The sequence below is a fragment of the Sphaerisporangium sp. NPDC005289 genome (genome assembly GCF_040607455.1).
Classification (GTDB): domain Bacteria; phylum Actinomycetota; class Actinomycetes; order Streptosporangiales; family Streptosporangiaceae; genus Sphaerisporangium; species Sphaerisporangium rhizosphaerae.
Map to the genome: position 1 here is coordinate 544,843 of NZ_JBEXGS010000003.1, position 15,854 is coordinate 560,696.

Below are 15,854 nucleotides of genomic sequence, written 5' to 3' on the forward strand. Positions count from 1 at the left end.
CTCACGACGGACCACCCCGGCGCCGCCTCACGACGGACCACCCCGGCGCCGCCCCACCCGACGGGCATCGGGTGGCGAGCCGTCAGACGTGGACGGTGGTCACGGGCATGGAGGAGTCGGCGGGAATGTCCAGCGGCGAGGGGGCCACCCCGGCCGCCACCAGCTCCGACCCGAGAGCGGCGATCATCGCGCCGTTGTCGGTGCACAACCCCGGACGCGGCACGCGCAGACGCACCCCCGCGGCGTCGCACCGCTCCTGCGCCAGCGCGCGCAGCCGCGAGTTGGCGGCCACGCCGCCCCCGATCAGCAGATCGTCCACCTCGTAGCGCCGGCACGCCTGCAACGCCTTGCGCGTCAGCACGTCCACCACGGCCTCCTGGAAGGACGCCGCCACGTCCGCCACGGGCACCGGCTCGCCCGCGCGCTCCTTGGCCTCCACCCAGCGCGCGACGGCCGTCTTGAGCCCCGAGAACGAGAAGTCCAGCGTGCCGTCGTCGTACTTGCCACGCGGGAACGCGACCGCCGTCCCCGACCCCTCGGCCGCCGCGCGGTCGATGTACGGGCCGCCCGGGAAGGGCAGGCCGAGCACCCTGGCCACCTTGTCGAACGCCTCGCCCGCCGCGTCGTCCACCGTCGAGCCGAGGGAGATCACGTCCTTGGCGACGTCCGGGACCAGCAGCAGAGACGAGTGACCGCCCGACACCAGCATCGCGATCGACGGCTTGGGCAGCGGACCGTGCTCCAACTGGTCCACCGCCACGTGCGCCGCCAGGTGGTTCACCCCGTACAGCGGCACCCCGAGCCCCAGCGCGTACGCCTTGGCCGCCGCGACCCCCACCAGCAGCGCCCCGGCGAGCCCGGGGCCCGCGGTGACGGCCACGGCGTCGATGTCGGAGAAGCGCAGGCCCGCCTGCTCCAAGGCGCGCTCGACGGTCGGCGTCATGGCCTCCAGGTGCGCCCGCGACGCGACCTCGGGCACGACGCCACCGAACCGCGCGTGCTCCTCGACGCTCGAGGCGACCGCGTTGGCCAGCAGCGTGTTCCCGCGGACGATGCCGACGCCCGTCTCGTCGCAGGAGGTCTCGATGCCCAGGACCAAAGGTTCCTCAGCCATTCGCGCTCCCCGCCTCCTCCAGCTTTCTCATCATCATGATCGCGTCGGTTCCGTCGTCGTAGTACTCGCGCCGCAACCCGATGCGCTCGAACCCGAAACGCTCGTACATCCCCTGCGCGGGCGGATTGTCCGCCCGGACCTCCAGGAACACCGCCGTCGCGCCCCGGCGCCCGGCCTCCTCCAGCAGCGCCCGCAACATCGCGCTGCCGATGCCCGCCCGCTGGTGGCCCGCGTTCACGGCGATCGTCTGCACGTCCGCCTGGTCGCCCGCCGCCGCCAGCCCGGCGTACCCGACCACCTCTCCGCCGGCCACGGCCACGATGTAGTGCCGGGTGCGCGGCTGGTCGGCCAGCTCGCCCCGCAGCATGCCCTCGCTCCAGGCGTCGAACGGAAACGTCGAACGCTCGATCGCCAGAACCGCCGGCAGGTCGTTCTCGGTCATCTGGCGCAGCGTGGCGCCGGTCATACGGTGACCTTCTTCGGCGGACCGGGCACCCGGGCGTCCGGACGGCGCAGGTAGATCGGATGCGGCGCCGTCAGCACCCCGTCGTCCCCAGGGGCGCCCGCGGCCAGGCGCTCGGCGGCCAGCCCGGCCAGCGCGCCCGCGGCCGGATAGTCGGCGGCGCCCGGCACCAGCCGGTCCTCGCCCACGATCTCGGCGTACATGCGCGCGCCCGCCCCGAGCACCGGCAACCCGCCCGGCACATCCTGCGGACGGTCCACCGACGGGCCCTCCACGCGCGTGCGCATGTCCGCGTATCGCGCCCAGAAGACCTCCTTGCGGCGCGCGTCGGTCGCCACCACGAACGGCTCGTCCAGGCCGCTCGCGTACGCCAGCACATCCAGCGTGCACACCCCGTACGCCGGGACACCGGCCGTCAAGGCGAACGCCTGCGCCGTCACCAGCCCCACGCGCAGCCCCGTGTACGGCCCAGGACCCGCCCCCGCCACGATCGCCGTCACATCGCGCAGCGAGGCCCCCGCCTCGCGCAGAACCTCGCGCACGGACGGAACGAGCAGCTCACCGTGACGGCGCGCGTCGATCGTCGTCGACTCGGCGAGCACCCGCTCGCCGTCGTGAAGCGCCGCCGTGACGGCCGGAGTCGCGGTATCGAAGGCCAAGACCAGCACGAATCAAGCCTAGTGGTGTTTGGCTGTGCCTATGGCGCCCCCTTCGGTCGCGCGGTGCTCAGGCGCCTTTGAGCCGGCGCCCGAGCACGGCATGGGGGGCCAAGCCATGGATCTTGTCCGGCCGCTGTTCGTAAGGCGTCCAGGGCCCGTCCGCCCCTTACGAACACCGCCCGATCCTTTGAGGAAAAGGAGCCGCCCGGCGCCGATGTCCAGCCCACCGGACGCCCCACCACTCCCCCTGAGGCCGGTGAGGACCAGGTGGAGCCCTACCTGAGGACCGAGAACGGCCACCAGGCCGCTGCGGCGGACACCGCGGCCGAGGCACTGCTGCGGAACGGGCTCATCGCCAACAGCATCGCCGTTTCCGGCGACGACGACCGGCCGCTCATCCAGCGCTCGTCAAACGCGCTGCTAAACGGGACGAGCACTCTGGCCGAGTGCGAGATTCCCGACGAATACGTGGTGCGCCCTCGCCCACCGCTCATCGTCAACCAGGCCGCTATAAACCGCGCCTCCAGGTGGTGACCGCACTGCACCGACTGCCGTAGCAGTCGACCGGGTAGGGCGTACGCCAGGGACCGAAGGGGAGGCCGGTCCCTGGCGGCACCTCTCGAACACGTGGGCCGCCTGCGCGGGCATTCCGAAGGTTAACCTCGCGGGTCTCCGGTAGCGACAGAATTCCGGCATGAACGCGCCGACTCCCACCCCCAGCTCATCACTGAGCCTCATCCCGACGGAGCCGGTCATCTCGGTGACCGGGCCGGCTCTCATCGACGCACAGCCGTACGACCCGTCACTCACCGATCAACTCCAGGGATGGGGCACCGTCGCCGCCGTGGTCGCCGCGTTGCTCATCGCGCTGATCGGATGGTGGGTCGACGCCCACCGGCGCGAGAAGGATCGAAGCGAGGGAGAGGCGCAGCGGGAAAAGGATCGGCAGTACGCCGAGGACCAGCGGGCGCAGGATCGGGCCGAGGCTGAACGTCAGCGTGCGGAAGACCGCGCGCACGCCGAGCAGCAGCGCGCCGCGGATCGTGAGGAAGCTCAGAGGCAGAGGACAGAGGACCAGGCCGAGGCCGAACGGCAACGCGCGGCGGAGCGAGCCGACGCAGAGCGGCGGCTCCACGAAGAACGGCAGGCGGCCGACGAGCGGCTACAGCTGCAGCTCGGCGACCAGCGCGAGCGCGAGCGGACGCACTTCCTGATCGCCCAGATCCAGGAGGCCGGCGACCTCTACGCCCAGACCGTGGCCAGCCAAGACACCGACCGGCAAGCGATCGCCCGACAGCGCCTGCTCACGCGCCTGCCTGCCATCCCGGGACGGTACGCCTCGCTGCTCAAGCGGAAGATGGGGGTCCCGCACGACAACGATGCCAGCTTCACGGGGTCGCGCCGCATGCAGGCGCTGAACATCAACGAACCCGCGAAGATCGACCCTCACATGATCTATGACGAGCTGGCCGAGAACATCGCCGAGCTGCTCGGCTCTCGTTCGGCGAGCAGCCCCTGACCACGGGGCGAGGTGCCCGTGGTCAGGCGTCGCATCAGCCACTCACGGTCGGTGTCGTACCTCAATGTCGGCGCCCGCCGCCAACACCGCGCACACGTCCCACTGGGATGGGGCTGACACCTTCGAACCCCGCCAGTGCGCGCGCGTCAACCGCGCTCTTGGCGATCTCGTATGCGTCTCGCCACTGGTCGTCCATCTGCAGGCGAATCTCATAGGCGTTGTGGGGACATTATCGCCAACGCCTTCGTCACCAACGCTCCGCAGGGTGTGACCGTGACGGTCCTCAAGGGCGAGGGGTTCATGAGCCGCGAGTGCGGCAACTGGGCGCGCGCCTGACTGCCACGAGCGAATTAGCAGGGCGGTGGTTGCCTTCAGAGCTTGCCTCGGTCACATCGGCTAGGCGCGTAATAGGGGGCCACCGAACACATCGTTCGTATGCTCAGCGTGCACGCAAGGCGAGCGGCGCGACGAAGGTGTACGGGCTCACCCTGGCCCGCGCGCAGTGGCGGTGAACGTCCGGCGAGGCCGCGAGGAGAACGGCCCGCGAGCTGGACGCGATTGGACGGCCGCAGGAATCCGGGGAGACCGTAGGGGGACCGGAAGCTTCGTACGAGGCTGGTTTCCGGCGGTTCTTCCGGCACGACCCAACACGCACATGGGCAGTTGACCGGCCGAAACACATCTAGGCGGTATTACGCGTCCCCATCCGGCACGTTCCGAATGCTCTACGGGGCCGGATGGGGATTATTGGGTGCCAGCGGGGCGGCTGGGGTTCGGAGATCAGGTGGTGCGGGAGGCGTAGACGATGATGTTGTCCAGGTATTCGTGGGTTTTGCGGTCGAAGACGCCGCCGCAGGTGATGAGGCGGAGGCCGTCGTCCACGTAGACGCGCTGGGCGGGGAAGTGGTCCTTGGCGATCTGCTCGATGGCGTCGACCTTGTAGGTGGCCGTCTTGCCGTCGCTGCGCAGGATCTTGACCAGGGCGCCCTTCTTGACGTCGCGGAGGCGGTAGAAGACCGCGGGGGCCGTCTTGGTGTCCACGTGCCCGATGATCACCGAGGCGCCCTCGTCGCCGGGCACGACGCTCTGGTCGAACCATCCGGCCGTCGCGGGCTTCTCGAACGGCGGCAGCTCGACCTCTCCGTCGTCGGAGAGCCCGAGCTTCATCAGGGGCGCCTTGAGGTCCAGCGAGGGGATGTCGATGCGCTTGGGGACGGTGGCGGCCTGCCGGGGCGCGGCGGCGTCCTTGTCCCGGTCGGTCATGGCGAACATGATCGTCCCGGTGACGAACCCGATCGCCACGACCTTCAGCCACTTGGGGGAGTCAGCCATGGGTGGTGCGGGGGCGCGAAGCTCAGCCGGTCTTGGACCTGCGGCGGGCCACCGCGACGCCGCCGGCCAGGGCCGCGGCGAGGGCCGCCGCGACCACCCCGCCAGGGATGCCGGAGGGCTCCTCGGCCGGTCCGCCGGCCGCCGTGCCGCCGCCGCCCGCGCGCGGCGCCCGGGTGGGCACGACGCGGTTGCGGGTGGGGGTGGCCGTGGCCTTGGGCCGGGCGACCACGGTGAGGGTGGCCTTGCCGATGTCGTTGGTGGCCTCGCACTTGACCTCGACCTGGTAGCGGCCGGGGTTGGAGTCCTCGTCGACGAGGGCGAAGCCGTGCACCTCCGGCGGCGGCGCGGCCGCGGTCACCGGGGTGGAGGTCGCGGCCGGGCTGGCCGGGGGCGGCTGGGTCAGGGTGACCAGGCCGGTGAACGCGTCGGACCGCGCGGTGGCGCGGTAGGCGGTGCCGCCCTGCGGCAGCGGGCAGTACGCCCGGACCCTGATGGACCGCGTCGCCCCGCCCTGCACCCGGTCGGGAATGAGCTGGACACGGATGTCCTGCCTGCTCACCGACGGGCTCGGGGTGGGCGTCGGGGCGCCGCTCTGCGCCTCCGCCGTGCAGGCGACGCCTCCCGTGAGTAGGAATGCTCCAGCAACCGCGACCTGCCCGACCCTGTGCACCGTCGCACTCCACTTCGCCTGCGATACGACCCCGCCCGACACGACCACGCTTAGGCGCTACCCCACCTGCATACCCAGAAAAATAAGGGCAATCCATTGGAACGATCTTCATTCCGATGATCCATAGCAACAGGGGCGCGCGTCAAGGCTGGCTAGATTACCGGTCTAGATCGCGGAAAGGCGGTCAATCGAAGGAGCCGGGCATGTCCTTCCACCGCGGCCCGACGCCGCGCAGCCGCATCAGCCGCTCGTCGCCCGCGTCGCCGCGCTCGATGGTGATCTCGAGCCGGTCGTCGGCCAGGCCCTCCACCAGGCCCTCCCCCCACTCGACCACGGTGACGGAGTCCTCCAGGGAGGCGTCGAGGTCGAGGTCGTCGACCTCCAGCGCGCCCCCGAGCCGGTAGGCGTCCGCGTGGACCAGGGCCGGGCCGCCGGCCAGTGACGGGTGGACCCTGGAGATCACGAACGTCGGCGAGGTGATCGGGCCGCGGACCTTCAGCCCTTCGGCGATGCCCTGCACCAGCGTGGTCTTGCCGGCGCCCAGCGGGCCGGACAGCACCACGAGATCGCCGGGGCGCAGCAGACGGGCGACCTCCTCGCCCAGCGCCCACATCTCCTCGGTCGTCGCCGCGCGCCTCATCGTGGTCCCTCCACCGCGTGCCTGGTCGAACCGTGCATCGAACTCTTCCCCCGTACCCCCTACTCGCGGGCCCCGCTCACGAGGCTTCCTCCTCGCCGGGACCCTCGTCCTGCTGTGGCGCGGCCCCGTCGGCCTTCCCCGAGCCGCCGGCGGCGACGGCGGACATGGTCGTTCCCGCCTCGTCCGCGGCCTCGGCGGGCCGCCCGGCCGCGGCGACCCTCTCGAGCAGTTCGGCGATCACCTCGTTGACGACCGCCGGCTTCTCCAGCAGCACCAGGTGCGAGGTGCCCGGGACCTCGGTGAGCCGCGAGGAGGGCACGCCGGCGTTGATGGCCTTGCTGTGGTCGGGCGGGGTCAGCCAGTCTTTGTCGCCCACGACGACCTCGACCGGCACCTTGCCCACGATGTCCAGCGCGGCCAGCTTGTCGTGCGACATCAGCGCCGGGTAGAAGTCGGCGATGACATCGGTGGGCGTGGAGCGGATCATCGACTCGGCGAAGTCGACCACCGTGGGGCTGACGTTGGACGGGTCGCCGAACGCCAGGTAGCGCAGGGCGAGGAACGACACGTCGTTGCCGGCCTGCCTGCCCCGGTCGATGAGCGCGGCGCGGCGGCCGAGCACCGACACCGCCGGCGGCGCCGCCCAGTGGACGACCTTGGACACCAGCGCCGGCAGGCCCAGGGTGATCTCGGCCAGCTTGCCGGCCGAGGTGGAGATCAGCGCGACGCCGCGCACCTTGTCGCCGAACAGCTCGGGCCGGCTGTCGGCCAGCGCCATGACCGTCATGCCGCCCATGGAGTGGCCGACCAGCACACACGGACCGGGCACCAACTGCCTGAGGATCTCGGCGAGATCGTCCCCGAGGCGGTCGATGGTGCAGTCGTCGGCCGGAGTGCGCGCCGAGCGCCCGTGGCAGCGCTGGTCCCAGAAGACCAGGCGGTAGCGGTCGCGCAGGTCGCGCCGCTGGTAGTGCCAGGAGTCGAGGTTCAGCGTGTACCCGTGGCAGAACACGACGGTGAGGGGGGCGTCCTCGGGCCCGTCGACCTCGGCGTACAGCTCGACGCCGTCGGAGGTCTTGACGGTCGTGCGCCGCCCGCGCAGCTCGCCGAACGGCTCGCTCGCCTCCAGGTCGGGCCGCAGGCGGATGCGGCCCACGACGTACCGTTTGGCCAGGGCCGTGGCCGCGAGCCCCGCCGACGCCGTCCCGACGACCGCCCCGGCGATTCCGACCCTGCGCCGTCTCGACATTCACGACCTCCTATCAGCGGTGAACGCGCGGCACGCGTGAACCGATGCTGGTCACGATCTCATGAGTGATCGTGCCGAGGGAATCGGCCCAGTCTTGGGCGGTCGGCTCGCCCGCCGTCCCCGGTCCGAACAGGATCACCTCATCGCCCTCGCTCACCTCGTCGTCGCCCAGGTCGATCATGAACTGGTCCATGCACACCCGGCCGGCGATCGTGCGCCGCCGGCCCGCGGCCCACACCTGCCCGCGATTGGTCGCCGCACGCCTGACGCCGTCGGCGTAGCCGAGGGGCACCAGCGCCATGGTGGTCTCGCGCTCGGTGACGTAGAGGTGCCCGTAGGACACCCCGGACCCGGCCGGCACCCGCTTGACCATCGCCAGCCGGGCGGTGAGCGTCATCGCCGGGCGCAGCCCGAAGTCGCCCATCTCGGGGATGGGGCTCAGCCCGTACATCGCGAGGCCGGGCCGCACCATGTCGTAGTGGGCCCCCGGGATGTTCAGCGCGGCGGCCGAGTTGGCGATGTGGCGCAGGACGCGCGGCCCGGCCACCCCGGCCTTCTCGGCGACCGCGAGGGCGTCGTCGAACGCGGCGAGCTGGCCCTCGATCGCGGGGTGACCGGGGATGTCCGCGCAGGCCAGGTGGGACCACAGGCCGACGATCTCGACCAGGCCGTCGGCCTGGGCGGCCAGCGCCCGCTCGAGCAGCGCCGGCCAGTCGCCGGCGGTGGCGCCTCCACGGGTCATGCCGGTGTCGATCTTGAGGTGGACGCGCGCCGTGCGGCCGGCGCGGCGGGCCGAGGCCGCGATGTCGTCCAGCACCCAGACGGCGCCCGCCGACAGGTCCACCGCGGCGGCCACGGCGTCGTCGATGGGCTCGCCCGGGGTGATGATCCACGTCAGGATGGGCGCGGTCACGCCCGCGGCGCGCAGGTCCAGCGCCTCCTGGATGTAGGCCGTGCCGAGACGCGAGGCGCCGGCGTCCAGGGCGGCGCGCGCGCAGGGCACCAGGCCGTGGCCGTAGGCGTCGGCCTTCACCACCGCCATGATCTCGGCGGCCGGCGCGTGCCGGCGGACCACGGCGAGGTTGTGCGCGATGGCGGAGAGGTCCACCCGGGCCTGAGCCGGCGTCACGAGAGAACCGTCCATGGGGAAGCTCACCTTCTCAGTTTGGCAGTGACGGGCCGTGCCCGTGCCGGTCGGCGGCACGGGAGCCGGTGGCGCTCGCCACAGTGGTGTGGTTTGTCGGGATGGGTCGGGTCACGGCCTTGGACGCCGCCCCTCAGCGGGCGGCCGGACGCCGGGCGGGTCGCCCTGGAGGGAGGCGGGGGTCAGGCGCGCGCGGTGAGCGCGCGGACGGCGGCGGGGATCTCCAGCGCGACGTCGAGCGCCGCGATCGGCGCCTCGCCGTCCCGCGGATCCCCGGCCGCGAGCCGCCCGGCCAGGCCGTGCAGGTAGGCCGCGCAGGAAGCGGCGTCATAGCAGCTCAGCCCCCCGGCGAGGAAGGCTCCCGCGATGCCGGCGAGCACGTCGCCCGTACCGCCGGTGGCCAGCCATGGGGTGCCCGTGACGTTCACGCGGACCGGCCTGCCCTCCTCGGCGACCAGGGTAGTCGACCCCTTGAGGAGAACGGTCACTCCGAGCTCCCGCGCCGCATGCTCCGCGTAGTGCAGGCGCCGGGCCTCGATGTCGGCGGGCGCGACGCCGAGAAGGCGGCCGAGCTCGCCCGTGTGCGGCGTGATCAGCGTCGGCGCGTCGCGGCGCAGCAGCGTCCGGTCGCGGGAGACGACGGTCAGCCCGTCGGCGTCGACCAGCACCGGGACGTCGCTCGCCAGGACCGACCGTGCCAGCGCGTGCGCCTCGTCACCGGTGCCCATGCCCGGCCCGAGCACCCACGCCTGCACCCGGCCGACGTCGCCCACCCCCTCCTCAGGGGTGATGACCTTCGTCACCGCCTCGGGCCACCGGGCGCGCACCTGGGCGACCGGCTCGGCGGCGCTTGCGAAGCGCACCAGCCCGGCGCCGGCCCGCACGGCGCCGCCGACCGTCAGCACGGCGGCCCCGGTGAACCGGTCGCTGCCCGCGACGACGCCGACAACGCCCCTGCGGTACTTGTCGGACTCGGCACCCGGCCGGGGCAGCCGGGCGGCGACGTCCGCGCCCGTGAGCGCGACGACCTCGGGGGCTGGAAGGTGCGGCCCGAGGCCGATGTCCACCGGGTGCAGGGTGCCCACGCGGCTCGCCCCCGGGTCGATCAGCAGGCCGGCCTTGACCCCGCCGAAGGTCACCGTGAGGTGCGCGGCGACCGCCTCGCCCGCGACCTCGCCGGTGCTCGCGTCGACGCCGCTCGGCACGTCCACGGCGACGACGACGCCGGGCGCCCGCGCCGTCATGCGGGCCAGCGCCGCGTACGGCTCGCGCAGCGCGCCGGTGCCGCCGATGCCGACCAGGCCGTCCACGACGACGTCCGCCCGCTCGACCAGCCCGGCGAGCTCGCGGTCGGCCCCGGGGTCGCCGTCCTTCGCCTCCACGGTCCTGCCGCCGGCGCGGCGCAGCTCGGCGAGGCCGCCCTCGTGCGTCCTGCGCCCGGCCAGGACGGCGTGCACCCGGGCGCCGCGGCGGGCCAGCAGGGCTCCGGCGTACAGCGCGTCGCCGCCGTTGTCGCCGCTGCCGACCAGCAGCACGACGCGGGAGCCGTATACGCGGGGCAGGACGTTCACGCAGGCCACGGCCAGGGCGGAGGCGGCACGGCGCATGAGCGTGCCCTCGGGGAGCAGTGCCATGAGCGCCCGTTCGGCCGCCCTGATCTGGTCGGAGGTGTACGCGGTCAGCATCTCACCGAATGTAGCCCGCACCGATCACCATCGCGAAGGGCACCCGCCGCGCGGTCACCGGCCGCCGGGCCACGCACCCGGCCGCCATCGCCCGGCCGTCCTCGTCCGACCGTCCTCGCCCGACCGCCGTCGTGTCATCGCGATCGTCCAGCGGTGCGGGGTCAGCCTTCGGCGATCACGTAGGCGATGGCGAGGCCGCCGTCGTGGCTGAGGGAGACGTGCCAGCGCCGGACGCCGAGCCGCGCGGCCACCTCGGCGACCCGGCCGGACACCCCGAGCACCGGCCGGCCGTGCTCGGCGACGGTGATCTCGGCCTCGCGGTGGCCGAGGCCGGGCGGCGCGCCCAGCGCCTTGGCGACGGCCTCCTTGGCGGCGAAGCGGGCGGCCAGCGACGCGACGGGAAGCCCCTTCTCGGCGTCGGTGAAGACGCGGTCGCGCAGGGTCGGCGTGCGCTCGAGGGCGGCGCCCAGGCGCGCGATGTCCACGATGTCCACGCCGATCCCCACGATCACCGCACCATTCTGCCGCAACGCGGCCCCGCCGAGATCGAAGGCCGGGCCGTCAGTAGAGTTTGCCGCCATGGAGGCACCCAACCCGTACGTGGAGCTGAGCCGCGAGCACTGGCGGGACCTGCGAGAGAACACGCCTCTCACCCTCACGGCCGCGGAGCTCGAAGAGCTGCGCGGCGTCGACGACCCGATCGACCTGGCCGAGGTCACCGACATCTACCTGCCGCTGACCCGCCTGCTCAACCTCCACTTCACCGGGGCGCGGCAGCGCAGCGCGGCCGTCAACACCTTCCTCGGCGACGACCGCGAACCGCCGCCGTACATCCTCGGCATCGCGGGCAGCGTCGCCGTCGGCAAGTCCACCACGGCGCGGCTGCTGCACACCCTGCTCGCCCGCTGGCCCGAGCACCCCCGGGTGGACCTGATCACCACCGACTCCTTCCTGTACCCGAACGCGGTGCTGGAAGAGCGCGGCATCCCGCACCGCAAGGGCTTCCCCGAGAGCTACGACCGCCGGGCGCTGGTGCGTTTCGTCGCCGACGTCAAGGCGGGGGTGCCCGAGGTCCACGCCCCGGTCTACAGCCACCTGGCGTACGACATCGTCCCGGGCGCCGTGCAGGCCGTGCGCCGGCCGGACATCCTGATCGTCGAGGGCCTCAACGTGCTGCAGCCCGCCCCGCCGACCGCGCTCGCCGTCAACGACTTCTTCGACTTCTCGATCTACGTGGACGCCAGGGTCGAGGACATCCGGTCCTGGTACGTCGACCGGTTCCACCAGCTGCGCCGCACGGCCTTCGCCGACCCCAAGTCCTACTTCGCCTACCTGGCCGACCTGTCGGAGCAGGACGCGACCCGCTTCGCCAAAGACGTCTGGCGCGACGTCAACGAGCGCAACCTGATCGAGAACATCGCCCCCACGCGCGGGCGCGCGGGCCTGGTCCTGCACAAGGGGGCCGACCACTCGGTGCGCCGCATCCAGCTCCGCCGCACATAGGCTTCGCCCGTGTTGCACTTACGGGTGATCTCCCCGTCCGACCGCACCGCCGACGTTCTGAGCCTGCTGGACGGCGCCACCGGCGTCACCAACATCGTCGTGATGCCCGGCGCCGGCCACCGTCCCAAGGGGGACGTGCTGCTCTTCGACGCCGCGCGGGAGGCCACCAACGAGATCATCGAACGGCTGAAGGAGCTGCGCCTGCCCGAGGACGGCTCGATCGCCGTCGAACGGGTCGATCTGTCGCTGTCGCAGGTCGCCGACGCCGCCGAGGCCGAGGCGCCCGGCGCCCCCGACGACGCCGTCGTGTGGGAGGAGTTCTCCCGCCAGGTGGCGGGCGACTGCCGCGTCACCTGGGCGTTCCTCGCCTTCCTCACCATCGCCACGCAGCTCGCGGCGATCGGCGTGCTCCTCCCGTCCCTCATCCTGATCGTCGGCGCGATGGTCCTCGGGCCCGAGTTCGGCGCGGTGGCCGGCATCTCGTTCGGACTGCTGCGCCGCGACGCGCGGCTCATCGGCAGCGCCGCCCGGGCTCTCGTCATCGGGTTCGCCGTGGCCATCGCCGTCACCTGCGTGTGCGCGCTGCTGTACTCCGCCGTCGGCTGGATCACCCCGCACAGCCTGGACGGGCACGCCGAGGTGGAGTTCATCGTCAAGCCGGACAAGTGGTCGTTCATCGTCGCGCTGCTCGCCGGAGGGGCCGGGGTGCTGTCGGTCACGGCCGGCAAGTCCTCGGCGCTGGTGGGCGTGTTCATCTCGGTCACCACGGTGCCGGCCGCCGGGTACGCCGCCGTGGCCCTCGCGCTCGGCCGCTGGGGGGACGTCGGCGGCTCGGTCGTCCAGCTCGCGGTCAACATCGCGGGCATGGTGATCGCGGGCACGCTCACCCTGCTGGTCCAGCGTTTCTTCTGGTCGAAGTACGGCGTGCGCATCACGCGCGCCCCCGTCCAGCACGCGCGGGCGGGTTCGCGGCGCTCCTGAACCCCTCCCGGGCGCGTTCACGGCGCTCGGCGTCCGCGGAGCCCTGAAGAAGCCCTTAGGGGGAACCGTCGCCGAGCCCGTCCCCCGGATGAGGCGGGGTTCCTCCGTGTGAGGGAGGCCCGGCCGCGCGGGCTTGGATAGTGTCCAGGTCATGACCATCCTCGCGACCGAGGGACTCACCAAACGCTTTCCCCGGGTGACGGCGCTCGACCGCCTCACCGTCACCGCGGGGTCGGGTGTCACCGGCCTGGTCGGCGCCAACGGAGCGGGGAAGTCCACGCTCATCAAGATCCTGCTCGGCCTGCTTCCCCCGACGGAGGGCCGCGCCACCGTCCTCGGCTTCGATCCCGGCACCCAGTCCCTCGACATCCGGCACGTCGTGGGCTACATGCCCGAGCACGACTGCCTGCCGCCCGACGTGTCCGCCACCGAGTTCACGGTGCACATGGCGCAGATGTCCGGCCTGCCGCGCACCGCCGCGCGTGAACGCGCCGCCGACACCCTGCGCCACGTCGGCCTGTACGAGGAGCGCTACCGGCCCATCGGCGGCTACTCCACCGGCATGCGGCAACGGGTCAAGCTGGCCCAGGCCCTCGTGCACGACCCCAAGCTGGTCTTCCTGGACGAGCCGACCAACGGCCTGGACCCGCAGGGCCGCGACGACATGCTGGCGCTGATCCGGCGCATCGGCACCGAGTTCGGCATCAGCGTCGTGGTCACCTCCCACCTGCTCGGCGAGCTCGAACGGGTGTGCGACCACGTCATCGTCATCGACGGGGGGCGCCTGCTGCGCTCCTCGGCCATCGGGGAGTTCACCCAGGCCACCCACTCGATCCTCGTCGAGGTCGAGGAGGGCGCCGACCGCCTGGCCGCGCGGCTCGGCGAGATCGGGCGGCAGGTCACTCCGCTCGGCCGCATGCTGAGCGTCGAGGCCGGCTCCCCCGACACCTTCGACGTCGTCCGGGACGCCGTGTGCGACCTGGATCTCAGCCTGGTCCGCCTTGAGCAGGGCCGCCACCGCATCGAGGACGTCTTCAGGGAGGAGGCCTCCCATGTCTGAGACCATCCCCGCGCCGGTCGGCGCCCCCACCGGCGTGATCCACGACATCGGCTACCGGCACTACGAGGGCCCGAGGCACGGGCGGGGCCACGCCTTCGCCGCCCTCGCGGTGCACAGCCTGCGCGGCGTCTTCGGCCTCGGCCGCACCGCCCGCGCCAAGATCATGCCGTTCGGGCTGGGCGCGGTCATGATGCTGCCGGCCGCCGTCTCGATCGCGATCATGGCGCTGATCAAGCGCGAAGGACTGACGTACCCGTCCTACGCCGTGACGATGCAGGCGGTGCTGGCGGTCTTCCTCGCCGCCCAGGCGCCCTACCTGGTGGCCCCCGACCTGCGCTTCCGCGTGCTGCCGCTGTACCTGTCGAGGCCGGTCAAGACCGGCGACTACGTGGCGGCCAAGCTCACGGCCATGGCCGCGGCGCTGTTCCTGCTGGTCGCGGTGCCGCTGACCACCCTCTACATCGGCGAGCTGCTCATCGACCTGCCCGGTCCCCCCCACACCCACGACTACTTCGCCGCGCTGGGCACCTCGGTCGTCTACGCGGTGCTGCTGGCCTCGGTCGGCGTGGCGCTCGCGTCGTTCACCCCGCGGCGCGGGCTCGGCGTGGCCTCGGTCATCGCGGTCTACCTGCTCTCCTCGGCCATCTCCGGGGTGCTGGTCGGCGTGCTGATGTCGGTCAGCCGCGACAGCGCCGCCCAGTGGGCCTGGCTGATCAATCCGTTCTTCCTGGTGGACGCCGTGCAGGTGTGGCTGTTCGGCACCGCGCCCAACAACGGCGACGGCTACCCGGCCGGGGCGGGCGGCCCGTTCGCCGCCGCGGTCGTGCTCGCGATCATCGCCGTGTCGGTGACCGCGCTCGTCCTCCGCTACCGCAAGGCGGCCTCATCGTGAACATCGAACTGGCACAGGTCTCCCGCTGGTACGGCAACGTCGTGGCCGTCAACGACGTCACCATGACCGTCGGGCCCGGCGTGACCGGGCTGCTCGGCCCGAACGGCGCCGGCAAGTCCACGTTGCTGCACATGATGGCCGGGTTCCTCGCCCCGTCCACCGGCACCGCGACCCTCGACGGGCGGCCGATCTGGCGCAACCACCAGATCTACCGTTCGATCGGCCTGGTCCCCGAGCGCGAGGCCGTCTACGGCTTCCTCACCGGCTGGCAGTTCGTGCTGTCCAGCGCCCGCCTGCACCGCCTGCCGTCCCCCGAGGACGCCGCGGCCAAGGCGCTGGCCATGGTCGAGATGGAGGACGCCAAGGACCGCCGCGTCGAGACCTACTCCAAGGGCATGCGCCAGCGGGTCAAGGTCGCCGCCGCCCTGGTCCACGACCCGCAGGTCCTGCTGCTGGACGAGCCGTTCAACGGCATGGACCCGCGCCAGCGCCTGCACCTGATGGACCTGGTCAGAGAGCTCGGATCCGCCGGGCGCACGATCTTGTTCAGCTCGCACATCCTGGAGGAGGTCGAGCGGGTCGCCCAGCAGATCGAGGTGCTGGTCGCCGGCCGGCACGCCGCCTCGGGCGACTTCCGCGAGATCCGGCGGCGCATGACCGACCGGCCCCACCTGTTCCGCGTGCGCTCCAGCGACGACCGGAAACTGGCCGCCGCGCTGATCGCCGACGCCTCCTCCGGCGCGGTCTCGCTGAGCGAGGCCGGCCTCGAGGTGCAGGCCGTGGACTTCCGCAGGTTCACCTGGCTGCTCCCCCGCGTCGCGCGCGACGCCGGCGTCAGCGTCTGGCAGCTCTCACCCGCCGACGAGGACCTGGAGAGCGTCTTCTCCTACCTGATCTCCCGGAGCACCCGATGACCGGTCCCCACTCCGCAGAGCACCCGGTC

General features: G+C 72.4%; 17 protein-coding genes. 7 read left to right on the forward strand and 10 right to left on the reverse strand.

Going from position 1 to position 15,854, the window contains the following annotated elements; all coding sequences use genetic code 11:
- Window positions 1-82 precede the first annotated feature (82 nt).
- The 3 genes from tsaD to tsaB are packed head-to-tail and all read right to left on the reverse strand — an operon-like array spanning window position 83 to window position 2,245.
- A complete protein-coding gene (gene tsaD / locus ABZT47_RS08025) occupies window positions 83-1,114 on the reverse strand; it encodes a tRNA (adenosine(37)-N6)-threonylcarbamoyltransferase complex transferase subunit TsaD (RefSeq protein WP_354837485.1) in 1,032 nt (343 codons plus the stop codon).
- A complete protein-coding gene (gene rimI, locus ABZT47_RS08030) occupies window positions 1,107-1,580 on the reverse strand; it encodes a ribosomal protein S18-alanine N-acetyltransferase (protein ID WP_354837487.1) in 474 nt (157 codons plus the stop codon). The genes tsaD and rimI overlap by 8 nt, the downstream gene beginning before the upstream one ends.
- Complete coding sequence (gene tsaB / locus ABZT47_RS08035; RefSeq protein WP_354837489.1) at window positions 1,577-2,245, reverse strand: tRNA (adenosine(37)-N6)-threonylcarbamoyltransferase complex dimerization subunit type 1 TsaB; 669 nt, start codon at window positions 2,243-2,245, stop codon at window positions 1,577-1,579. Before tsaB ends, rimI begins: the two co-directional genes overlap by 4 nt.
- A gap of 258 nt (window positions 2,246-2,503) precedes the next feature.
- Here tsaB and ABZT47_RS08040 point away from each other — a divergent pair, with 258 nt between their 5' ends.
- Entirely contained in the window at window positions 2,504-2,770 is a 267-nt protein-coding gene (locus ABZT47_RS08040) for a hypothetical protein (protein ID WP_354837491.1), read from the forward strand.
- Between the two features lie 160 nt (window positions 2,771-2,930).
- Complete coding sequence (locus ABZT47_RS08045) at window positions 2,931-3,755, forward strand: hypothetical protein (RefSeq protein WP_354837493.1); 825 nt, start codon at window positions 2,931-2,933, stop codon at window positions 3,753-3,755.
- Window positions 3,756-4,535: 780 nt separating this feature from the next.
- Here the strand turns inward: ABZT47_RS08045 and ABZT47_RS08050 are convergent.
- From ABZT47_RS08050 to ABZT47_RS08080, 7 genes are all read right to left on the reverse strand, one after another.
- Window positions 4,536-5,087: a class F sortase gene (locus tag ABZT47_RS08050; RefSeq protein WP_354837495.1), complete on the reverse strand. Its 552-nt coding sequence runs from the start codon at window positions 5,085-5,087 to the stop codon at window positions 4,536-4,538.
- A gap of 22 nt (window positions 5,088-5,109) precedes the next feature.
- Complete coding sequence (locus tag ABZT47_RS08055; protein WP_354837497.1) at window positions 5,110-5,757, reverse strand: hypothetical protein; 648 nt, start codon at window positions 5,755-5,757, stop codon at window positions 5,110-5,112.
- 184 nt (window positions 5,758-5,941) lie between these two features.
- Complete coding sequence (gene tsaE / locus ABZT47_RS08060) at window positions 5,942-6,397, reverse strand: tRNA (adenosine(37)-N6)-threonylcarbamoyltransferase complex ATPase subunit type 1 TsaE (protein WP_354837499.1); 456 nt, start codon at window positions 6,395-6,397, stop codon at window positions 5,942-5,944.
- Window positions 6,398-6,473: 76 nt separating this feature from the next.
- The gene (locus ABZT47_RS08065; RefSeq protein WP_354837501.1) at window positions 6,474-7,646 is read right to left on the reverse strand and encodes an alpha/beta hydrolase; all 1,173 of its coding nucleotides are present in this window, start codon (window positions 7,644-7,646) and stop codon (window positions 6,474-6,476) included.
- A 13-nt stretch (window positions 7,647-7,659) separates the two neighbouring features.
- Complete coding sequence (alr, locus tag ABZT47_RS08070; RefSeq protein ID WP_354837503.1) at window positions 7,660-8,790, reverse strand: alanine racemase; 1,131 nt, start codon at window positions 8,788-8,790, stop codon at window positions 7,660-7,662.
- A 182-nt stretch (window positions 8,791-8,972) separates the two neighbouring features.
- Entirely contained in the window at window positions 8,973-10,475 is a 1,503-nt protein-coding gene (locus ABZT47_RS08075; RefSeq protein ID WP_354837505.1) for an NAD(P)H-hydrate dehydratase, read from the reverse strand.
- 161 nt (window positions 10,476-10,636) lie between these two features.
- Window positions 10,637-10,987 carry a holo-ACP synthase gene (locus ABZT47_RS08080; protein WP_354837507.1) on the reverse strand — a complete coding sequence of 117 codons (351 nt, stop codon included), beginning with the start codon at window positions 10,985-10,987 and terminating at the stop codon, window positions 10,637-10,639.
- Window positions 10,988-11,075: 88 nt separating this feature from the next.
- Here ABZT47_RS08080 and coaA point away from each other — a divergent pair, with 88 nt between their 5' ends.
- The 5 genes from coaA to ABZT47_RS08105 all read left to right on the forward strand — a co-directional run bounded on the left by coaA (window position 11,076) and on the right by ABZT47_RS08105 (window position 15,825).
- Window positions 11,076-11,978 (forward strand): type I pantothenate kinase, encoded by a 903-nt coding sequence (gene coaA / locus ABZT47_RS08085; protein ID WP_354837625.1) that lies wholly within the window; start codon window positions 11,076-11,078, stop codon window positions 11,976-11,978.
- A 9-nt stretch (window positions 11,979-11,987) separates the two neighbouring features.
- Window positions 11,988-12,959, forward strand: a complete 972-nt coding sequence (locus tag ABZT47_RS08090; protein ID WP_354837509.1) for a DUF389 domain-containing protein — start codon at window positions 11,988-11,990, stop codon at window positions 12,957-12,959.
- A gap of 151 nt (window positions 12,960-13,110) precedes the next feature.
- The gene (locus tag ABZT47_RS08095; protein ID WP_354837511.1) at window positions 13,111-14,019 is read left to right on the forward strand and encodes an ABC transporter ATP-binding protein; all 909 of its coding nucleotides are present in this window, start codon (window positions 13,111-13,113) and stop codon (window positions 14,017-14,019) included.
- Complete coding sequence (locus ABZT47_RS08100; RefSeq protein WP_354837513.1) at window positions 14,012-14,911, forward strand: ABC transporter permease; 900 nt, start codon at window positions 14,012-14,014, stop codon at window positions 14,909-14,911. The genes ABZT47_RS08095 and ABZT47_RS08100 overlap by 8 nt, the downstream gene beginning before the upstream one ends.
- Window positions 14,908-15,825: an ABC transporter ATP-binding protein gene (locus ABZT47_RS08105; RefSeq protein WP_354837515.1), complete on the forward strand. Its 918-nt coding sequence runs from the start codon at window positions 14,908-14,910 to the stop codon at window positions 15,823-15,825. The genes ABZT47_RS08100 and ABZT47_RS08105 overlap by 4 nt, the downstream gene beginning before the upstream one ends.
- Window positions 15,826-15,854: the final 29 nt, after the last annotated feature.